Below are 13,517 nucleotides of genomic sequence, written 5' to 3' on the forward strand. Positions count from 1 at the left end.
TCGGCCGGAAAAGGCCGGGCTGAAAAGCGCCCGGCCGAGCTCGAGAAGCTAGCACCTCGCACCCAAAGTCAAGCCCCAATCTCTTTGCAGCGTGGTTGCGTTTGTGCTGGTACGTCACGTCATTACCGGTTGCCCTGGTTCGCCCAGGAGGGACGCCTCGCCTTCGGCATTGCGTTGAAGCAGGGAAGCTCGGCTGCGCCATCGCCGTACGCACGCTCAGACGGGCTCGCCTTCGGCTTCGCGTGTCCTCAAGCCATTGGTGACCTGAGTCTTGGCTCCACCCGTCTTGGCTCTACCCGTCTTGGCTCCACCGTCCTGGCTCCACCGTCCTGGCTCCACCCATCCCGGTGCTACCCCGTCCTGACTCCACCCGTCCTGACTCCACCCGTGTTGGCTCACCACCGGCCCGCACGCCCAGCCACCGCACCCCGACCACGGCGTTCGGCGGCCTCGCCCCGGCCACCGGTCAGCAGCCCACCAGTCCCACCGGCAAGCCCGCCCCGTCGTTCCCGCTGACAAGCCCGCGCCGCAGTCGCCGCCGGTCAGGTCGCTCGCCTCGTCGCCGGGTCAGCCTCCTGCCACGCTCGGCAGGATCTGCACCTCCGCCCCCTCCGGCAGCAGTGTGCCCGCGCCCTCCAGCCGTCGGCACTCCTCCCCGTTGACGTAGAAGTTCACGTACCGCCGCAGGCCAGCCCGCTCGTCGCGCAGCCGCCGGTCCAGGCCTGGGTACCGGTCGGCCAGCACGTCCAGGGTCGAGCCCAGGGTGGCTGGTGGAGGCACGTCCACCTCCAGTGAGGCGGCGCCGTCCACCACTCCTCGCAGGACGCCTGGGATCAGCACCTTCACCTTCACGTCGGGACCACCGCCGCTCGGACCGACATGACGTCGGGCAGGTGGGCGGCCACCTGGTGCCAGGTGTTGCCCTCGTCCGGGCTGGCGTAGACCTCGCCTGAGCGCGAGCCGAAGTAGACGCCTGGGGTCGGGGCCGTGTCGGTGCACATGGCGTCGCGCATCACGGCCGACCAGAAGGTGTCGGGTAGGCCCTCGCCGAGGGCTTGCCAGGTGGTGCCTGCGTCTTGGGAGCGGTAGACGCGGCACTTGCCTTCTGGTGGGAAGCGGCGGCCGTCCGCCTCGATCGGGAAGGTGAAGATCGTGTCCGGGTCGTGGGGGTGGACGACCATCGTGAAGCCGAAGTCGGTGGGCAGGCCGGCTGCGATGGACTGCCAGGTGTCGCCTCCGTCGTCGCTTCGGTAGACGCCGTGGTGGTTCTGGGCGTAGAAGCGCGAGGGCGAGGCCGGGTGTTGGGCGACCTTGTGGACGCACTGGCCGAACTCTGGCCACGGGTCCGGGTAGAAGTAGGCCTTGATGCCCTTGTTGCGGGCTTCCCAGGACTTGCCGCCGTCGGCTGTGCGGTAGACGCCGCCGGTCGACATCGCCACGAGCATGCGGTCGGGGTCGACCGGGTCGGGGACGATCGTGTGGATGGCCTGGCCGCCGAAGCCCTCGCCCCAGTCCGGGCGGTGCGGGTGGTTCCAGAGGCCCTCCACGAACTCGAAGGAGCGGCCGCCGTCGGAGGACTTGAAGAGCGCGGACGGCTGGGTGCCCGCCCAGACGACGCCCGGTTGGGAGGACGGGGCCGGTTGGAGTTGCCAGACGCGTTCCAGCGAGGCGTCCTCCACCGGGAACGCGATCGGGGGTGTCGAGGACTCCTCCCAGGAGGCGCCCAGGTCGTCCGAGATCGAGACGCCGGGGCCGAAGTGCGGGGACGAGACGCCGGCGAGCAGGCGCAGCCCGGAGCGGGCGTCGAACGCCACGGCGTACACCTCCTGCATCGCGTGGTGCGGGCCGTCGACCTGCCACGAGACCCTGTCCTCGCTGCGGGCCAGCCAGAGCCCCTTGCGCGTACCGATCGCCACCACCACCGTCATCGCAACGCAGCCTCCCAAGCCCAGGAATGTGACTCACAGCACGTTACGCCGAGGGTCTGACAATTTCTGAACGAGAGGGAAACCCCACGTAGACCCACAAGTTACTCACTGGTAGCGTCCGAACGCAGAGACGCAAGGAGGCGCACAGTGCTGCTCGACCCGAACCACTACGACCCGGCCCACCTCGACGACGAGACCCGCCGCCTGCTCAGGGCGACCGTCGACTGGTTCGAGGCCCGCGGCAAGCGGCAGCTCATCGCGGACGCGCAGGACAAGGTCTGGTACACCGAGTTCCTCGACTTCGTGAAGCGCGAGAAGCTCTTCGCCACCTTCTGCACGCCCGGCAGCGTCGACGGCACCAAGCGCTGGGACGCCGCCCGCAACGCCGCGTTCAGCGAGGTGCTCGGCTTCTACGGCCTCCAGTACTGGTACGCCTGGCAGGTCACGGTTCTCGGCCTCGGCCCCATCTGGATGAGCGGCAACGAGGAGGCCAAGCAGAAGGCCGCGGCCCTGCTCGACTCCGGCGCCGTCTTCGCGTTCGGCCTCTCCGAGAAGGAGCACGGCGCCGACGTCTACAGCACCGACATGATCGTCACGAAGACGGACACCGGCTACGAGGCCACCGGCGGCAAGTACTACATCGGCAACGGCAACGTCGCCGGCATGGTCAGCGTCTTCGGCAAGCTCGCCGACTCCGACGAGTACGTCTTCTTCGCCGTCGACAGCCAGCACGAACGCTTCGAGCTGGTCAAGAACGTCGTCGACAGCCAGATGTTCGTCAGCGAGTTCAAGCTCAACGGCTACCCCATCACCGACGCGGACGTCCTGCACCGCGGCCCCGACGCGTTCTCCGCCGCGCTCAACACCGTCAACGTCGGCAAGTTCAACCTCTGCACGGCGAGCATCGGCATCTGCGAGCACTCGTTCTACGAGGCGATCACGCACGCCCACAACCGGATCCTCTACGGCAACCCGGTCACGGACTTCCCGCACGTGCGCCAGAACTTCGTGGACGCCTACGCCCGCCTCACCGCCATGAAGCTCTTCGCGGACCGCAGCGTCGACTACTTCCGCAGCGCGAACGAGGACGACCGCCGCTACCTCCTCTTCAACCCCATCACCAAGATGAAGGTCACGAGCGAGGGCGAACACGTCATCGACCTGCTCTGGGACGTCATCGCCGCCAAGGGCTTCGAGAAGGACACCTACTTCACCCGCGCCACGGCCGACATCCGCGCGCTGCCCAAGCTCGAAGGCACCGTGCACGTGAACCTGGCCCTGGTGATCAAGTTCATGCCGAACTACCTCTTCAACCCGAAGAGCTACGACGAGGTCCCGACCCGCCACGACGCGACGGACGACGACTTCTTCTGGCACCAGGGCCCGGCACGCGGCCTCGGCAAGATCCAGTTCCACGACTGGGAGCCGATCTACACCGAGCACGCCCACCTGCCCAACGTGAAGCTGTTCCACGAGCAGGCGAAGGCCATCAAGACCCTGCTCACCACGGCCGCGCCGGACGCCGACCAGCAGAAGGACCTCGACTTCCTGCTGAACCTCGGCCACCTGTTCACGCTCGTCGTCTACGGCCAGCTCGTCCTGGAGCAGGCCAAGATCACGAACACCGACCAGCACGTGCTGGACCAGATCTTCGACGTCCTGGTCCGCGACTTCGCCGGCTACGCGACCGCGTTGCACGGCAAGGCGAGCAGCACCGAGGCCCAGCAGCAGTGGGCCGTGGGCCAGATCCGCAAGCCGCACGTCGACCCGGCCCGCTTCGACGCCGTCTGGCAGCAGGTCGAGGCCCTCTCCGGCCGCTACGAGATGCGCCCCTAGGACTGGTAGCACTCCAGCGCCGCGATCATGAGTTCGAGCCCGAACTCGAACTCGTGGTCGTGGTCGTAGGTCGCCAGCTCGTCGATCACCCCGGCGGACAACGGGAACGCCGACACGTCGACGTCCGCGTACGGCGACAACGCGATCCCGCCGAGCTCCGGCGACGTCGCGACCTCCCGCATCAACGTCCCCAGCAGGTACGACACCATCGCCCGCATCATCCCGACGGCGATCTTGCCGCGGAAGCCCGCCCGGTCGAAGTTCACCAACGCGGCCTCGATCGTCCGGAACCCCGCCTCCGAGCTCAGCCGGCGGGTCGCGAGCAGCACGAACGCGCGGGGGTGCCGCCGGGCCAGCTCCCGGACCGCACGGGCGTGCGCCCGGAAGTGATCACGCCAGTCGTCGCTGTCCACGTGGTACGGCCGGGCGTCCGCCATGATCCGCTCGGCCGCGAGATCGACCAGCACGGCCTTGTTCGGCACGTGGTTGTACAGCGACATCGTGCCCGCGCCCAGCTCGGAGGCGAGCCGTCGCATCGAGACCGCCTCGACGCCCTCGCGTTCGATCAGCCGCACGGCCGCATCGACGATGCGGTCGCGGGTCAACGGTTCACGAGATGAGGACACTGGCGGAGACCATACGACGTGGAGTAGCTTCCCTGCGACGTACGGCGTACGTAGGAGGGTCGGCCGGCATGACCGAGTCCAAGGCGCTCAGAGCGCTGCGTGAAGCGATCGTCTTGGAGCACATGGAGTCGCAGAACCAATTCGACTTCGACACCTCCCTGAACACGTTCCCCCACCCCCGCTACGAGATCATGGCGTCCGGCCAGGTCCTCGACGGCGTGGACGCGGTCTGGGACTACTGGCAGCGCACCCGCGCGGCGTTCCCCGACCAGCGCAACAAGGTCATCGACGTCCACCACGCGGACAACGCCGTGATCCTCGAGTTCGAGTTGCAGGGCACGCACCTCGGCAGCCTCACCGGCGAGGAGGTGACCGGACGGTCGTTCAAGGTCAGAATGGTCGGTTTCTTCCTGTTCGACAAGGACGTCCTCGTCTGCCAGCGGGTCTACGGTGACACAGCCACCGTGATGGCCCAGCTCGGCCTGCTGGACGTACCGGAAGAGTTCTAGAAGACCACCCGGACCTCCCCGACGACCTGTCCACCTCCTGTCACGGGTACGGCCAGGGATTCCTTCGCGGGCGACACGTCGAACCCCATGGCCGCCAACGCCGTGAGCCCGATCGCCGTCGTGGCGCGGGGATTGCCGTCGAGCACCTTCACCGCCACGGCGTGCCCGGCCGCGGTCGCGAGCACCAGCACGCCTTCCGCACCGCCCTTGGCCACCACGCCGGGCAACCGCTGCATGATCACCGTGTTCACGTGCCCGGTTCCCCCGACGTACTCGGGAAATCCGCGCATCGCGTCGGCCACGGGAGTGCGCACGAGACCCTGCATCGCGCGCGCCAAGCCGTGCAACGACAACGCGAACACCGGCGCTCCACAACCGTCGATCGCCGTGTGCACAACGGACTCGCCGGCCAGTTCCTCCAGAGTCCGCCGCACGAGCTGTTGCAACGGATGCGACGGCTCCAGATAGGTCTGTGTGGGCCACCGCGACGCCACACAGGCCGCCAACATCGCCGCGTGCTTGCCGGAGCAGTTCATCCGCACGCGCGAGGGTTCCTTCAACCGTTGACGCGTCTCCTCGTCCTCCGGCCACGACGGCGGGCAGCGCAACAACCCCACCGGCAACCCGCCGAGCAGCTGCCGGACGAGCTCGACGTGCCGGTTCTCCCCCGTGTGCGACCCGGCCGCGATCGCCAGCGACGGCCCTGCCAGCGGCGCTCCCGCGGACAGGCAGGCCAGCGCCTGGAACGGTTTCATGCACGACCGCGGCAGCACCGGGTCCTCGACCGCGCCGACCGCCACGCCCACCTCACCGGACGGCAGCAGCCCGATGACGCTGCCGTGGTGCAGGCTCTCCACGAACCCGGAGCGGGTGACCTCAGCGAGCAGTGCGGGCACGGGATGCCTCCAGCCTGTGGGCCAGCCTGGACAGCGCCAGGTTGACCACGAGGTAGACGAACGCGACGACGATGAAGGTCTGGATCAGCAGGCCGTTGTAGTTCGCGAGCACCCGGCCGTTGAACAGCAACTCCGTGTAGGACACGACATATCCCAGCGAGGTGTCCTTCAAGAGGCTGACAGCCTGCGTCACGAGCAGCGGTGTCATGTGCCGCACGGCCTGGGGCAGCACCACGACCCGGGTCACCAGCCCGTCCGGCATGCCCAGCGACAACCCGGCTTCGCGTTGCCCCGCGTCGACCGCCTCGACGCCCGCCCGGAAGATCACCGCGTACGACGCCGCGTGCGACAACGCCAGCGGCACCACGAGCTTCCAGAACAGCGGCAGGTTCACGCCGAACGACGGCAGCACGAACAACATCACGTACACGAGCAGCAGCACCGGGACCGTGCGCATGACCTCGGCGTACGCGCGTGTGAACCGGTTGGGCCGCAACGCCAGCAGCAGCCCGGCGGCCATCGCCAGCACTCCAGTCGCACATGCCGCCACCACCGTCGAACCCAGGCCTTCGAGCAGATAACGCCACACGGGCCAGGTCAGATACGGCTGCCACCGAACCGGCTCCAGCTGGCCGTTCGCGGCGAACTGCCGCAACCCCAGCGCCACCAGCCCGAGCAGCACGACGGCGGACACCGCCGTGACCCAGCGGACGCGGCGGCGGAACCGGGGACCGGGAACGTCGAACATCAGGCCAGCCGCCGTTCCAGCACGCGCGCACCGAACCCGATGCCCGCCGCCATCACCAGGTAGCAGAGTCCGACGCCGGTGAACACCAGCAACGGCTGGGCGATCTCCAGGTTGATCCGTTGCGCCGCACGGGTCATGTCCACCACGCCGACGACGCCGGCCAGCGCCGTGGCCATCGTCAGCGCGATCGCGATGTTCGCCAACGGCTGCACGACGTTCTTCAGCGCCTGCGGCAGGATCACGTGCCGCAACGACTGCCGGAACGTGAGCCCCAGCGCCCGTGCGGCCTCGCCCTGACCCGGCGCCACGGCGTGCACACCCGACCGCAGCGCCTCCGCCACGAACGCCGCCTCGTACAGCGCGATCGCCGTGAAAGCCGTCCAGAACAACGGCATCCGCACGCCCACCTCGGGCAGTCCGAACACGAACAGCACCAGCCACGCGAGCAGCGGGACGTTGCGCCAGACCTCGACGTAGACCGCCCCGACCCCGCGCAGCAACGGCACCGGCACGATCCGCAGGACCGCGACCAGCGCTCCGACCAGCAACGCTCCGGCACAACACAGCAGGGTCAGCGCGACGGTGTTCAGAAACCCTTCGAGGACCAGGCTCATGAGGCGATCGCGGGTGGCGCCGGCGCGTCGCCCGCGACCACGGTACCGATGGTCTGCCGCCAGACCTCCTGCCACAGCCCGGACTTGCCGATCTCGCGCAGCCAGTCGTTCACGAACTTCGTGAACTCGGCGTCCCCGTGCTTGATGCCGATCCCGTACGGGTCCTCGGTGAACGGCTCGCCGACGAGCTCCAGTTCGGCGTCCTTCGACGCGTCGGCCACGAGAATCGCCTGGTCCTGCACGTAAGCGTCGCCGCGACCCTGCTTCAGCGCCGTCACGCACTCGGGGTCGGAGCCGAACTCGACGATCTTCGCGGTGGGCGCGGTGTCCTGAACCGCTTTCACCCCAGGGGTGTTCGCGCCGACGATGACCGTTTTACCTGCCAGGTCAGCGGGTTTCGAAACACCGGTCGTGCCCTTGCGCACCGCGATGGCCTGCCCGGACTGGTAGTACGGCCCGGCGAACGACACGCGCTCCTGCCGTGCGGGGGTGATCGTGTAGGTCTGGATGATGACGTCGACGGTGCCGTTGGCCAGCAACGGTTCGCGCGTCTCGGAGGTCGCGGTGAGCAGCTCCGTCGAGGGCTTGCCGACGATGTAGTGCGCGAGCAGCTTGCCGAGGTAGGCGTCGAAGCCCGTGAGCTCGCCGCTGATCGGGTCGAGCTGGGACAGCAGCGGGGCGTCCTGGGAGCCGCCGACGATCAGCTCGCCTCGCTTCTTGATGCGGTCGACCGCCGAGCCTGGGGTCACCTGACCTGCGTAGACAGGGGCTTTGGCCAGTAGGGCGTCGATCTTGCTCCCACCGGGGACAGCGTCTGAACCGCCGGAACACCCGGCCACGAAGAGCAACAGAGCGGCTACGAACAGTCTCCCCATGCCCCGAAGCTACTGATCGCGTTCGGACGGGCACAAGACGCAGCGAAGCCGCCTGTCCAATACAGGACAAGCGGCTTCGTTGTGAGATCAGCTGTGCTGACCGGTCAGACTCAGACGGCGCGAACGCCCTGGGCCTGCGGGCCCTTCTGGCCCTGACCGATCTCGAACTCGACCCGCTGGTTCTCCTCGAGAGCCTTGTAGCCGTTCATCTGGATCTCGGAGTAGTGGACGAACACGTCGGCGCCACCGTTGTCGGGGGAGATGAAGCCGAAGCCCTTCTCCGCGTTGAACCACTTGACGGTGCCCTGTACTGCCATCTTGCTACTTCTCCTCTAACAGGTGCCGGATCGCGCTCGCGACCACCGGGTCAAGTCGGAAGAGCGCCTTCTCCGGAACCTGGAGAAACCGCACAACTCGCGACCTCGTTCCGCGAGCGGGGTTTGTCCACGAACACGAAACGTACGACCTCGGACAGTCAACCACGCCTCCCTGGTCGCAGTCGAGCCATCAATCTCACTGCTACCGTGAGACCCCGAACGACCGCACGGAGGTCCCCGGTGTCCGAGTTGACGACGATGTCGATCACCGTCACCGTCGCCCCGCACACGGCCGGAGCCCTCACCGCTCTCGTCGAGCAGCACCTCGCCGCGCCCCCCGTGAAGCGCTCCCCCAAGCGCCGCTCGAACACCGTCACCTCGGTCACCGGCGGCAACGTGTTCCAGATCGGGACGATGTACGGCGACGTCCACACCGACCGGGACCGGTAATCTGGTGGGTCGTTGACCCAGGGGGCCGTGGTGTGACCGGCAGCGAGAGACTGCTCTTCTTCTTCATCGGTTTGGTGACCACCTTCGTGTTCATCCGCATCAGCGTGCGCATGATCAGGGCGAAGGTGCGGTGGTGGCCGGGAAACATCGTGCATGGCGACACGCACGTGCATCACGTCGTGTTCGGCACCGTGCTGCTGCTCCTGTCGAGCGTGATGGGCCTGGTGATCCCGGACGACATGTACGGCGCCCGGCTGGCCGCCGCGGCCGGGCTCGGCGTGGGCGCGGCGCTGGTGCTGGACGAGTTCGCGCTGATCCTGCACCTGCGGGACGTGTACTGGACCAAGGCGGGCCGGCTGTCCGTCGACGCCGTGTTCCTCGCCGTCGGCCTCACCGGCACGTTCCTGCTGGGCGCCCGGCCGCTCGGCTACGACGAGGTGCTCCAGCTCAACCCGGAGACCACGCCCGCGTCCACGTTCACGCTGCGGGTGATCGCGATCGGCGTGAACCTCTGCTTCGCGATCGTGGCACTGCTCAAGGGCAAGATCTGGACGGGCCTGCTCGGCCTGCTGATCCCGGTCGTGCCCGCGGTGGGGGCCGTGCGGCTGGCCCGGCCGGGCTCGCCGTGGGCGCGCTGGCGGTACCCGGAGGGCTCGCGGAAGCTGACCCGCGCCTACCGCCGGGAGGCGCGGATCAGACAGCCGATCATCCGGGCGAAGATCGCCGTGCAGGAGTTCATCTCCGGTCGCCACGACCTGCCCGACCAGGACAGGCCGTAGCGACCGGGAGCGTCAACCGCCGACGATGTCCTGCTGCTTGCACACCGGTCCGAGATCGCCGGCGCACAGCTCGGCCGCCTTCACGATCCCCTCGGTGACCAGACCGCGCACCGAGTCCTTCTTGACCAGCGTGGCGCCCAGCAGCACCGACTTCATGTCGCGCCGCGACACGGGGTCCCGGAGGTTGCCGGTGGCGAGGTCGTCGGCACCGTCCAGGTCGCCCTTCGCGATGGCGATGGCGAGCCGCGCGGCCGCCTCCGCCTCGTCGCGCACCGGCTTGTAGACCGTGACGCACTGGTCGCCCGCGAGCACCGCGCGCAGACCGTCGATCGTGGCGTCCTGGCCCGTGACCGGCACCTTGAGGTTCTTCTTCTTGAGCACCGCGATGACCGCGCCCGCGAGGCCGTCGTTCGCCGCGACCACGCCGTCGACCTTGCCGCCGTTGTCGTTCAGGATCTGCTCGAACAGCTGCCCGCCGAGCTCGTTGTTCCAGTCGGCGACCGGCTGCGACTTCACGAGCTTGAGCGCGCCGCTGTCGTACTTCGACGACAACCGCGACTTCTGGCCCTGCGTGAACAGCGTGGCGTTGTGGTCGGTCGGCGCGCCCTCGATCTCGATGATCTGCGCGCCCGGCTTGTTGCCGAGGCACTCCAGCAGCCCGTCGGCCTGGAGCTGGCCGACGTTCACGCTGTCGAACCCGACGTGGTACTCCGCCTGGCCGCCGAGCGTCACCCGGTCGTAGTCGATGACCGGGATGTTCGCGGCTTTCGCCTTCTTCTGCACCGCGAGACCGCCCGCCGCCGACAACGGCGTGATCATCAGGACCTTCACCTTGCGGCGGATCATCTCGTCGGCGATCTGCGCGAACTTCGCCTCGTCGCCCTCGGCGTTCTCCATGAACGGTTCGATGTCCGCGTAGTTGAACGCCTGCGTGAGCAGCGGCCGGTCCTGCTCTTCCCAACGCGCGGATGTCGTTCGGTCGGGAAGGATTACCCCGACGATTGGTTTGGGACCGCGCGTGGGCAGCGTCGGAGAACCCTGACCAGCGTCACCACAGGCAGAGAGGAGAAAGAGCAGGCACGCCGACGATGCCATTACCCGTCTTCGCATAATCGCGAAGTCCAGCGCTTGAATCTTGTTAAGTCAAGATTTCTTCTCATAACATCACGCTCCGCTTCCGATCGGCTACAGTTCGATTCCGTACGAAAGGTGCTGATGCGAGGCGAATTTTCGTGTCAGTGTGTCCAACTTGGGCGGCAATCGGGGGCCGCACCGATGTTGTTGGATCCAGCCCTGACCGGGTGTGAGGAGACAGCTAGGTGAGAACGCGCAGAACCGTGATGGCGGTGGCGGCAACGGTGTCGCTGATCGCCGCGGGCACTTCGGCGGCGGGGGCCGCGCCGGCCAGCACCGGGCCGGTGACGGAGTACACCGTCCTTCTGGAACAACCCGGTAACCGCGACTTCGCGATCGACGCCGTGGAAGCGGCGGGCGGCGAGGTCCTGCGGAGCAACGACGCCGTCGGCCTGCTGACGGTCAAGGCGCCCGCGAACGGCTTCGTGGAGAAGGTCTCCGCTTCGAAGGAGATCGTCGGCGCCGCGCGGACCACGCCGATCGGGCACGCGCCCGCGGCGAAGGCCGCGAAGATCAAGCAGGACAACGTCGAGAAGGAGAACAAGGGCGAGAAGCCGAACAAGGCTCCCGCCCAGCAGGGCTCGACCGCCGGCATGGACCCGCTCGACGGGGACCTGTGGGGTCTGAACCTGGTGCGCTCCAACATCGCGCGGGCCAAGCAGGCCGGCGACAAGCGCGTGTACGTCGGCATCCTCGACACCGGTGTGGACGGTTCCCACCCGGACATCGCGCCGAACTTCAACAACGAGCTCTCGCGCAACTTCACCATCGACATCCCGAACGACTCCGATGGTGGCGTGTTCGACGGCCCGTGTGAGTTCCGCGGTTGCGTCGACCCGGCCAACTGGGACGACGGCGGCCACGGCACGCACGTCGCCGGCACCATCGGCGCCGCTGCCAACGGCTTCGGCATCTCCGGTGTCGCGCCGAACGTGTCGCTGGTCAACATCCGCGGCGGCCAGGACGCGGGCTCGTTCTTCCTGCAGCCCGTCGTCGACGCCCTCACCTACGGCGCCGACATCGGCCTGGACGTCATCAACATGTCGTTCTACGTCGACCCGTGGTACATGAACTGCGCCAACGACCCCACGGCCTCCGCCGAGGAGCAGCTGGAGCAGCGCACGATCATCAAGTCCGTCCAGCGCGCGCTGAACTACGCGCACAAGAAGGGCGTCACGCTGATCGGCGCCGGCGGCAACAACCACGAGGACCTGGGCAAGCCGCGCCAGGACGTCGTGAGCCCGAACTACCCGCCGGGCCACGCCCGCCCGCGTCCGGTCGACAACGCGACGTGCCTCAACCTCCCGACCGAGGGCAACCACGTCATCTCCGTCTCCGCCCTGGGCCCGTCGACCTCGAAGGCCGACTACTCCAACTACGGCCTCGAGCAGACGGCGGTCTCGGCTCCCGGTGGTTACTTCCGCGACGGCCTCGGCACGCCGTGGTACCGCACCAACGAGAACCTGATCCTGTCGACCTACCCGCGCAACGTCGCTCTCGCCGAAGGCGCGATCGACGAGGCCGGCAACATCACCCCCGACGGACTCGCCGTGGGCGTGAAGAAGGCCGTCCAGGGCGACAAGGTCGGCTACTACCAGTTCCTGCAGGGCACCTCGATGGCCGCTCCGCACGCCGCTGGTGTCGCCGCGCTGATCGTCAGCCAGTACGGCAAGAAGGACAAGAAGAACCCGGGCCTCACCCTCGACCCCGAGAAGGTTGAGAAGGTCCTGCTCAAGACCGCGACGCAGCGCGCCTGCCCGAACCCGCGCACCGTGTCGTACGTCAACGTGGGCCGTCCGGCCGAGTTCGACGCCACCTGTGAGGGTGACGCGAAGTTCAACGGCTTCTACGGCCACGGCATCGTGGACGCTTACGGCGCTGTCACCCGTGGTGGCCAGTTCCTGTAAGTCCTTGTAACGCAACAAAAGGCCCCCGGTGTCTTGCCGGGGGCCTTTTGCGTGCGACGAAAGTGGACTCGCTCTCACACCTTCGTCTGAAAGATCCGTTCTGCCTTGACCGTGCCGTAGCGGCATAGTTTCCACTGGGTCCTGTCAGCAAGCCGGAGAGGAGGAACGTCGTGGGGTGGAGCACCAGTCAGCTGGCCGATCTCGCCGGCACGACGTTGCGCACGATCCGGCACTACCACGACGTGGGCCTGCTCACCGAGCCGGAACGCCGCGCCAACGGCTACAAGAGCTACGGCGTGGACCACCTCGTGCGAGTGCTGAGGATCAAGCGTCTCACCGATCTCGGGCTGTCGCTCGCGCAGATCGCGGAGCTCGGCGACGGCGACGAACACCCGCGTGAGGCGTTGCGGGAGCTCGACGCCGAACTGGCCGCGCAGATCGAACGCCTGCAGCAGATGCGGGCGGATCTCGCGCTGGTCCTGCACCAGCAGGTGCCGACCGATCTGCCGCCGGAGGTCGCGGTGATGATCGAGAACGCGAACCTGTCACCGCAGGACCGCTCGTTCACGGTCGTGCTGGCCCAGCTGCTCTCTCCGGAGACGCTGGCCCGCTACGCCGGGACGTTGAAGGACTACTCGCGGGATCCGGCGGTGATCGCGTTCGACACCCTGCCGGAGGACGCGGACGAGCAGACCCGGCAGGCGGTGGCGGACGGCATGCGCGCCATGCCGTACATGGCCGAGATGCGGGCGGCGTTCCCGGATCCGGCCGGTCTGTACAGCGACGCGCCGCGCGGCGTGGAGCACGCGAAGCAGACCGTCATCAAGGTCATGGTCGAGCTCTACAACAAGGCCCAGCTGGATGTTCTCGTCCGCATGAGCAGCTGACATTCCATTGG

The 13,517-nt window shown here is 67.8% G+C and carries 15 protein-coding genes; 6 read left to right on the forward strand and 9 right to left on the reverse strand.

The window, feature by feature from the left end; all coding sequences use genetic code 11:
• Positions 1 to 567 precede the first annotated feature (567 nt).
• Both ACFWNN_RS32085 and ACFWNN_RS32090 read right to left on the reverse strand, forming a co-directional pair.
• Positions 568 to 852 (reverse strand): MoaD/ThiS family protein, encoded by a 285-nt coding sequence (locus ACFWNN_RS32085; RefSeq protein WP_382443684.1) that lies wholly within the window; start codon positions 850 to 852, stop codon positions 568 to 570.
• Positions 849 to 1,928 (reverse strand): WD40/YVTN/BNR-like repeat-containing protein, encoded by a 1,080-nt coding sequence (locus tag ACFWNN_RS32090; RefSeq protein ID WP_382443685.1) that lies wholly within the window; start codon positions 1,926 to 1,928, stop codon positions 849 to 851. Before ACFWNN_RS32090 ends, ACFWNN_RS32085 begins: the two co-directional genes overlap by 4 nt.
• Before the next feature lie 147 nt (positions 1,929 to 2,075).
• On the opposite strand from ACFWNN_RS32090, the gene ACFWNN_RS32095 reads away from it, so the two are divergent.
• Entirely contained in the window at positions 2,076 to 3,764 is a 1,689-nt protein-coding gene (locus ACFWNN_RS32095; RefSeq protein WP_382443686.1) for an acyl-CoA dehydrogenase family protein, read from the forward strand.
• Here the strand turns inward: ACFWNN_RS32095 and ACFWNN_RS32100 are convergent.
• Positions 3,761 to 4,390: a TetR/AcrR family transcriptional regulator C-terminal domain-containing protein gene (locus ACFWNN_RS32100; protein WP_382443687.1), complete on the reverse strand. Its 630-nt coding sequence runs from the start codon at positions 4,388 to 4,390 to the stop codon at positions 3,761 to 3,763. The two genes, ACFWNN_RS32095 and ACFWNN_RS32100, sit on opposite strands and share 4 nt — an antisense overlap.
• 68 nt (positions 4,391 to 4,458) lie before the next feature.
• Here ACFWNN_RS32100 and ACFWNN_RS32105 point away from each other — a divergent pair, with 68 nt between their 5' ends.
• Positions 4,459 to 4,899: an ester cyclase gene (locus ACFWNN_RS32105; protein ID WP_382443688.1), complete on the forward strand. Its 441-nt coding sequence runs from the start codon at positions 4,459 to 4,461 to the stop codon at positions 4,897 to 4,899.
• Here the strand turns inward: ACFWNN_RS32105 and ACFWNN_RS32110 are convergent.
• The 5 genes from ACFWNN_RS32110 to ACFWNN_RS32130 form a co-directional block, all read right to left on the reverse strand.
• Positions 4,896 to 5,795 (reverse strand): asparaginase, encoded by a 900-nt coding sequence (locus ACFWNN_RS32110; RefSeq protein WP_382443689.1) that lies wholly within the window; start codon positions 5,793 to 5,795, stop codon positions 4,896 to 4,898. The two genes, ACFWNN_RS32105 and ACFWNN_RS32110, sit on opposite strands and share 4 nt — an antisense overlap.
• Complete coding sequence (locus ACFWNN_RS32115; protein ID WP_382443690.1) at positions 5,776 to 6,543, reverse strand: amino acid ABC transporter permease; 768 nt, start codon at positions 6,541 to 6,543, stop codon at positions 5,776 to 5,778. Before ACFWNN_RS32115 ends, ACFWNN_RS32110 begins: the two co-directional genes overlap by 20 nt.
• On the reverse strand, positions 6,543 to 7,157 hold the full coding sequence (locus ACFWNN_RS32120) for an amino acid ABC transporter permease (RefSeq protein ID WP_382443691.1): 615 nt from the start codon (positions 7,155 to 7,157) through the stop codon (positions 6,543 to 6,545). Before ACFWNN_RS32120 ends, ACFWNN_RS32115 begins: the two co-directional genes overlap by 1 nt.
• Entirely contained in the window at positions 7,154 to 7,906 is a 753-nt protein-coding gene (locus tag ACFWNN_RS32125; protein ID WP_382443692.1) for a glutamate ABC transporter substrate-binding protein, read from the reverse strand. Before ACFWNN_RS32125 ends, ACFWNN_RS32120 begins: the two co-directional genes overlap by 4 nt.
• Before the next feature lie 236 nt (positions 7,907 to 8,142).
• A complete protein-coding gene (locus tag ACFWNN_RS32130) occupies positions 8,143 to 8,349 on the reverse strand; it encodes a cold-shock protein (protein ID WP_030468404.1) in 207 nt (68 codons plus the stop codon).
• A 240-nt stretch (positions 8,350 to 8,589) separates the two neighbouring features.
• On the opposite strand from ACFWNN_RS32130, the gene ACFWNN_RS32135 reads away from it, so the two are divergent.
• Positions 8,590 to 8,799 (forward strand): hypothetical protein, encoded by a 210-nt coding sequence (locus tag ACFWNN_RS32135; protein ID WP_382443693.1) that lies wholly within the window; start codon positions 8,590 to 8,592, stop codon positions 8,797 to 8,799.
• Between the two features lie 74 nt (positions 8,800 to 8,873).
• Complete coding sequence (locus ACFWNN_RS32140) at positions 8,874 to 9,578, forward strand: hypothetical protein (protein WP_382443694.1); 705 nt, start codon at positions 8,874 to 8,876, stop codon at positions 9,576 to 9,578.
• A 12-nt stretch (positions 9,579 to 9,590) separates the two neighbouring features.
• Here ACFWNN_RS32140 and ACFWNN_RS32145 read toward each other — a convergent pair whose 3' ends face one another.
• Positions 9,591 to 10,688, reverse strand: a complete 1,098-nt coding sequence (locus ACFWNN_RS32145; protein ID WP_382443695.1) for a sugar ABC transporter substrate-binding protein — start codon at positions 10,686 to 10,688, stop codon at positions 9,591 to 9,593.
• A 230-nt stretch (positions 10,689 to 10,918) separates the two neighbouring features.
• Here ACFWNN_RS32145 and ACFWNN_RS32150 point away from each other — a divergent pair, with 230 nt between their 5' ends.
• Together ACFWNN_RS32150 and ACFWNN_RS32155 are read left to right on the forward strand one after the other, a co-directional pair.
• Positions 10,919 to 12,619 (forward strand): S8 family serine peptidase, encoded by a 1,701-nt coding sequence (locus ACFWNN_RS32150; protein ID WP_382443817.1) that lies wholly within the window; start codon positions 10,919 to 10,921, stop codon positions 12,617 to 12,619.
• Positions 12,620 to 12,789: 170 nt separating this feature from the next.
• Positions 12,790 to 13,506: a MerR family transcriptional regulator gene (locus ACFWNN_RS32155; protein ID WP_382443696.1), complete on the forward strand. Its 717-nt coding sequence runs from the start codon at positions 12,790 to 12,792 to the stop codon at positions 13,504 to 13,506.
• Positions 13,507 to 13,517 lie beyond the last annotated feature (11 nt).

This window comes from Lentzea sp. NPDC058450, from assembly GCF_042721395.1.
GTDB lineage: Bacteria > Actinomycetota > Actinomycetes > Mycobacteriales > Pseudonocardiaceae > Lentzea.

What these genes read in the sequence shown, in the direction of transcription:
- ACFWNN_RS32090 (WP_382443685.1), bottom strand. Translation starts at nt 1,928, where the DNA reads ATGACGGTGGTGGTGGCGATCGGTACGCGCAAGGGGCTCTGGCTGGCC.
- ACFWNN_RS32105 (WP_382443688.1), top strand. Translation starts at nt 4,459, where the DNA reads ATGACCGAGTCCAAGGCGCTCAGAGCGCTGCGTGAAGCGATCGTCTTG.
- ACFWNN_RS32150 (WP_382443817.1), top strand. Translation starts at nt 10,919, where the DNA reads ATGGCGGTGGCGGCAACGGTGTCGCTGATCGCCGCGGGCACTTCGGCG.
- ACFWNN_RS32145 (WP_382443695.1), bottom strand. Translation starts at nt 10,688, where the DNA reads ATGCGAAGACGGGTAATGGCATCGTCGGCGTGCCTGCTCTTTCTCCTC.
- ACFWNN_RS32130 (WP_030468404.1), bottom strand. Translation starts at nt 8,349, where the DNA reads ATGGCAGTACAGGGCACCGTCAAGTGGTTCAACGCGGAGAAGGGCTTC.
- ACFWNN_RS32115 (WP_382443690.1), bottom strand. Translation starts at nt 6,543, where the DNA reads ATGTTCGACGTTCCCGGTCCCCGGTTCCGCCGCCGCGTCCGCTGGGTC.
- ACFWNN_RS32120 (WP_382443691.1), bottom strand. Translation starts at nt 7,157, where the DNA reads ATGAGCCTGGTCCTCGAAGGGTTTCTGAACACCGTCGCGCTGACCCTG.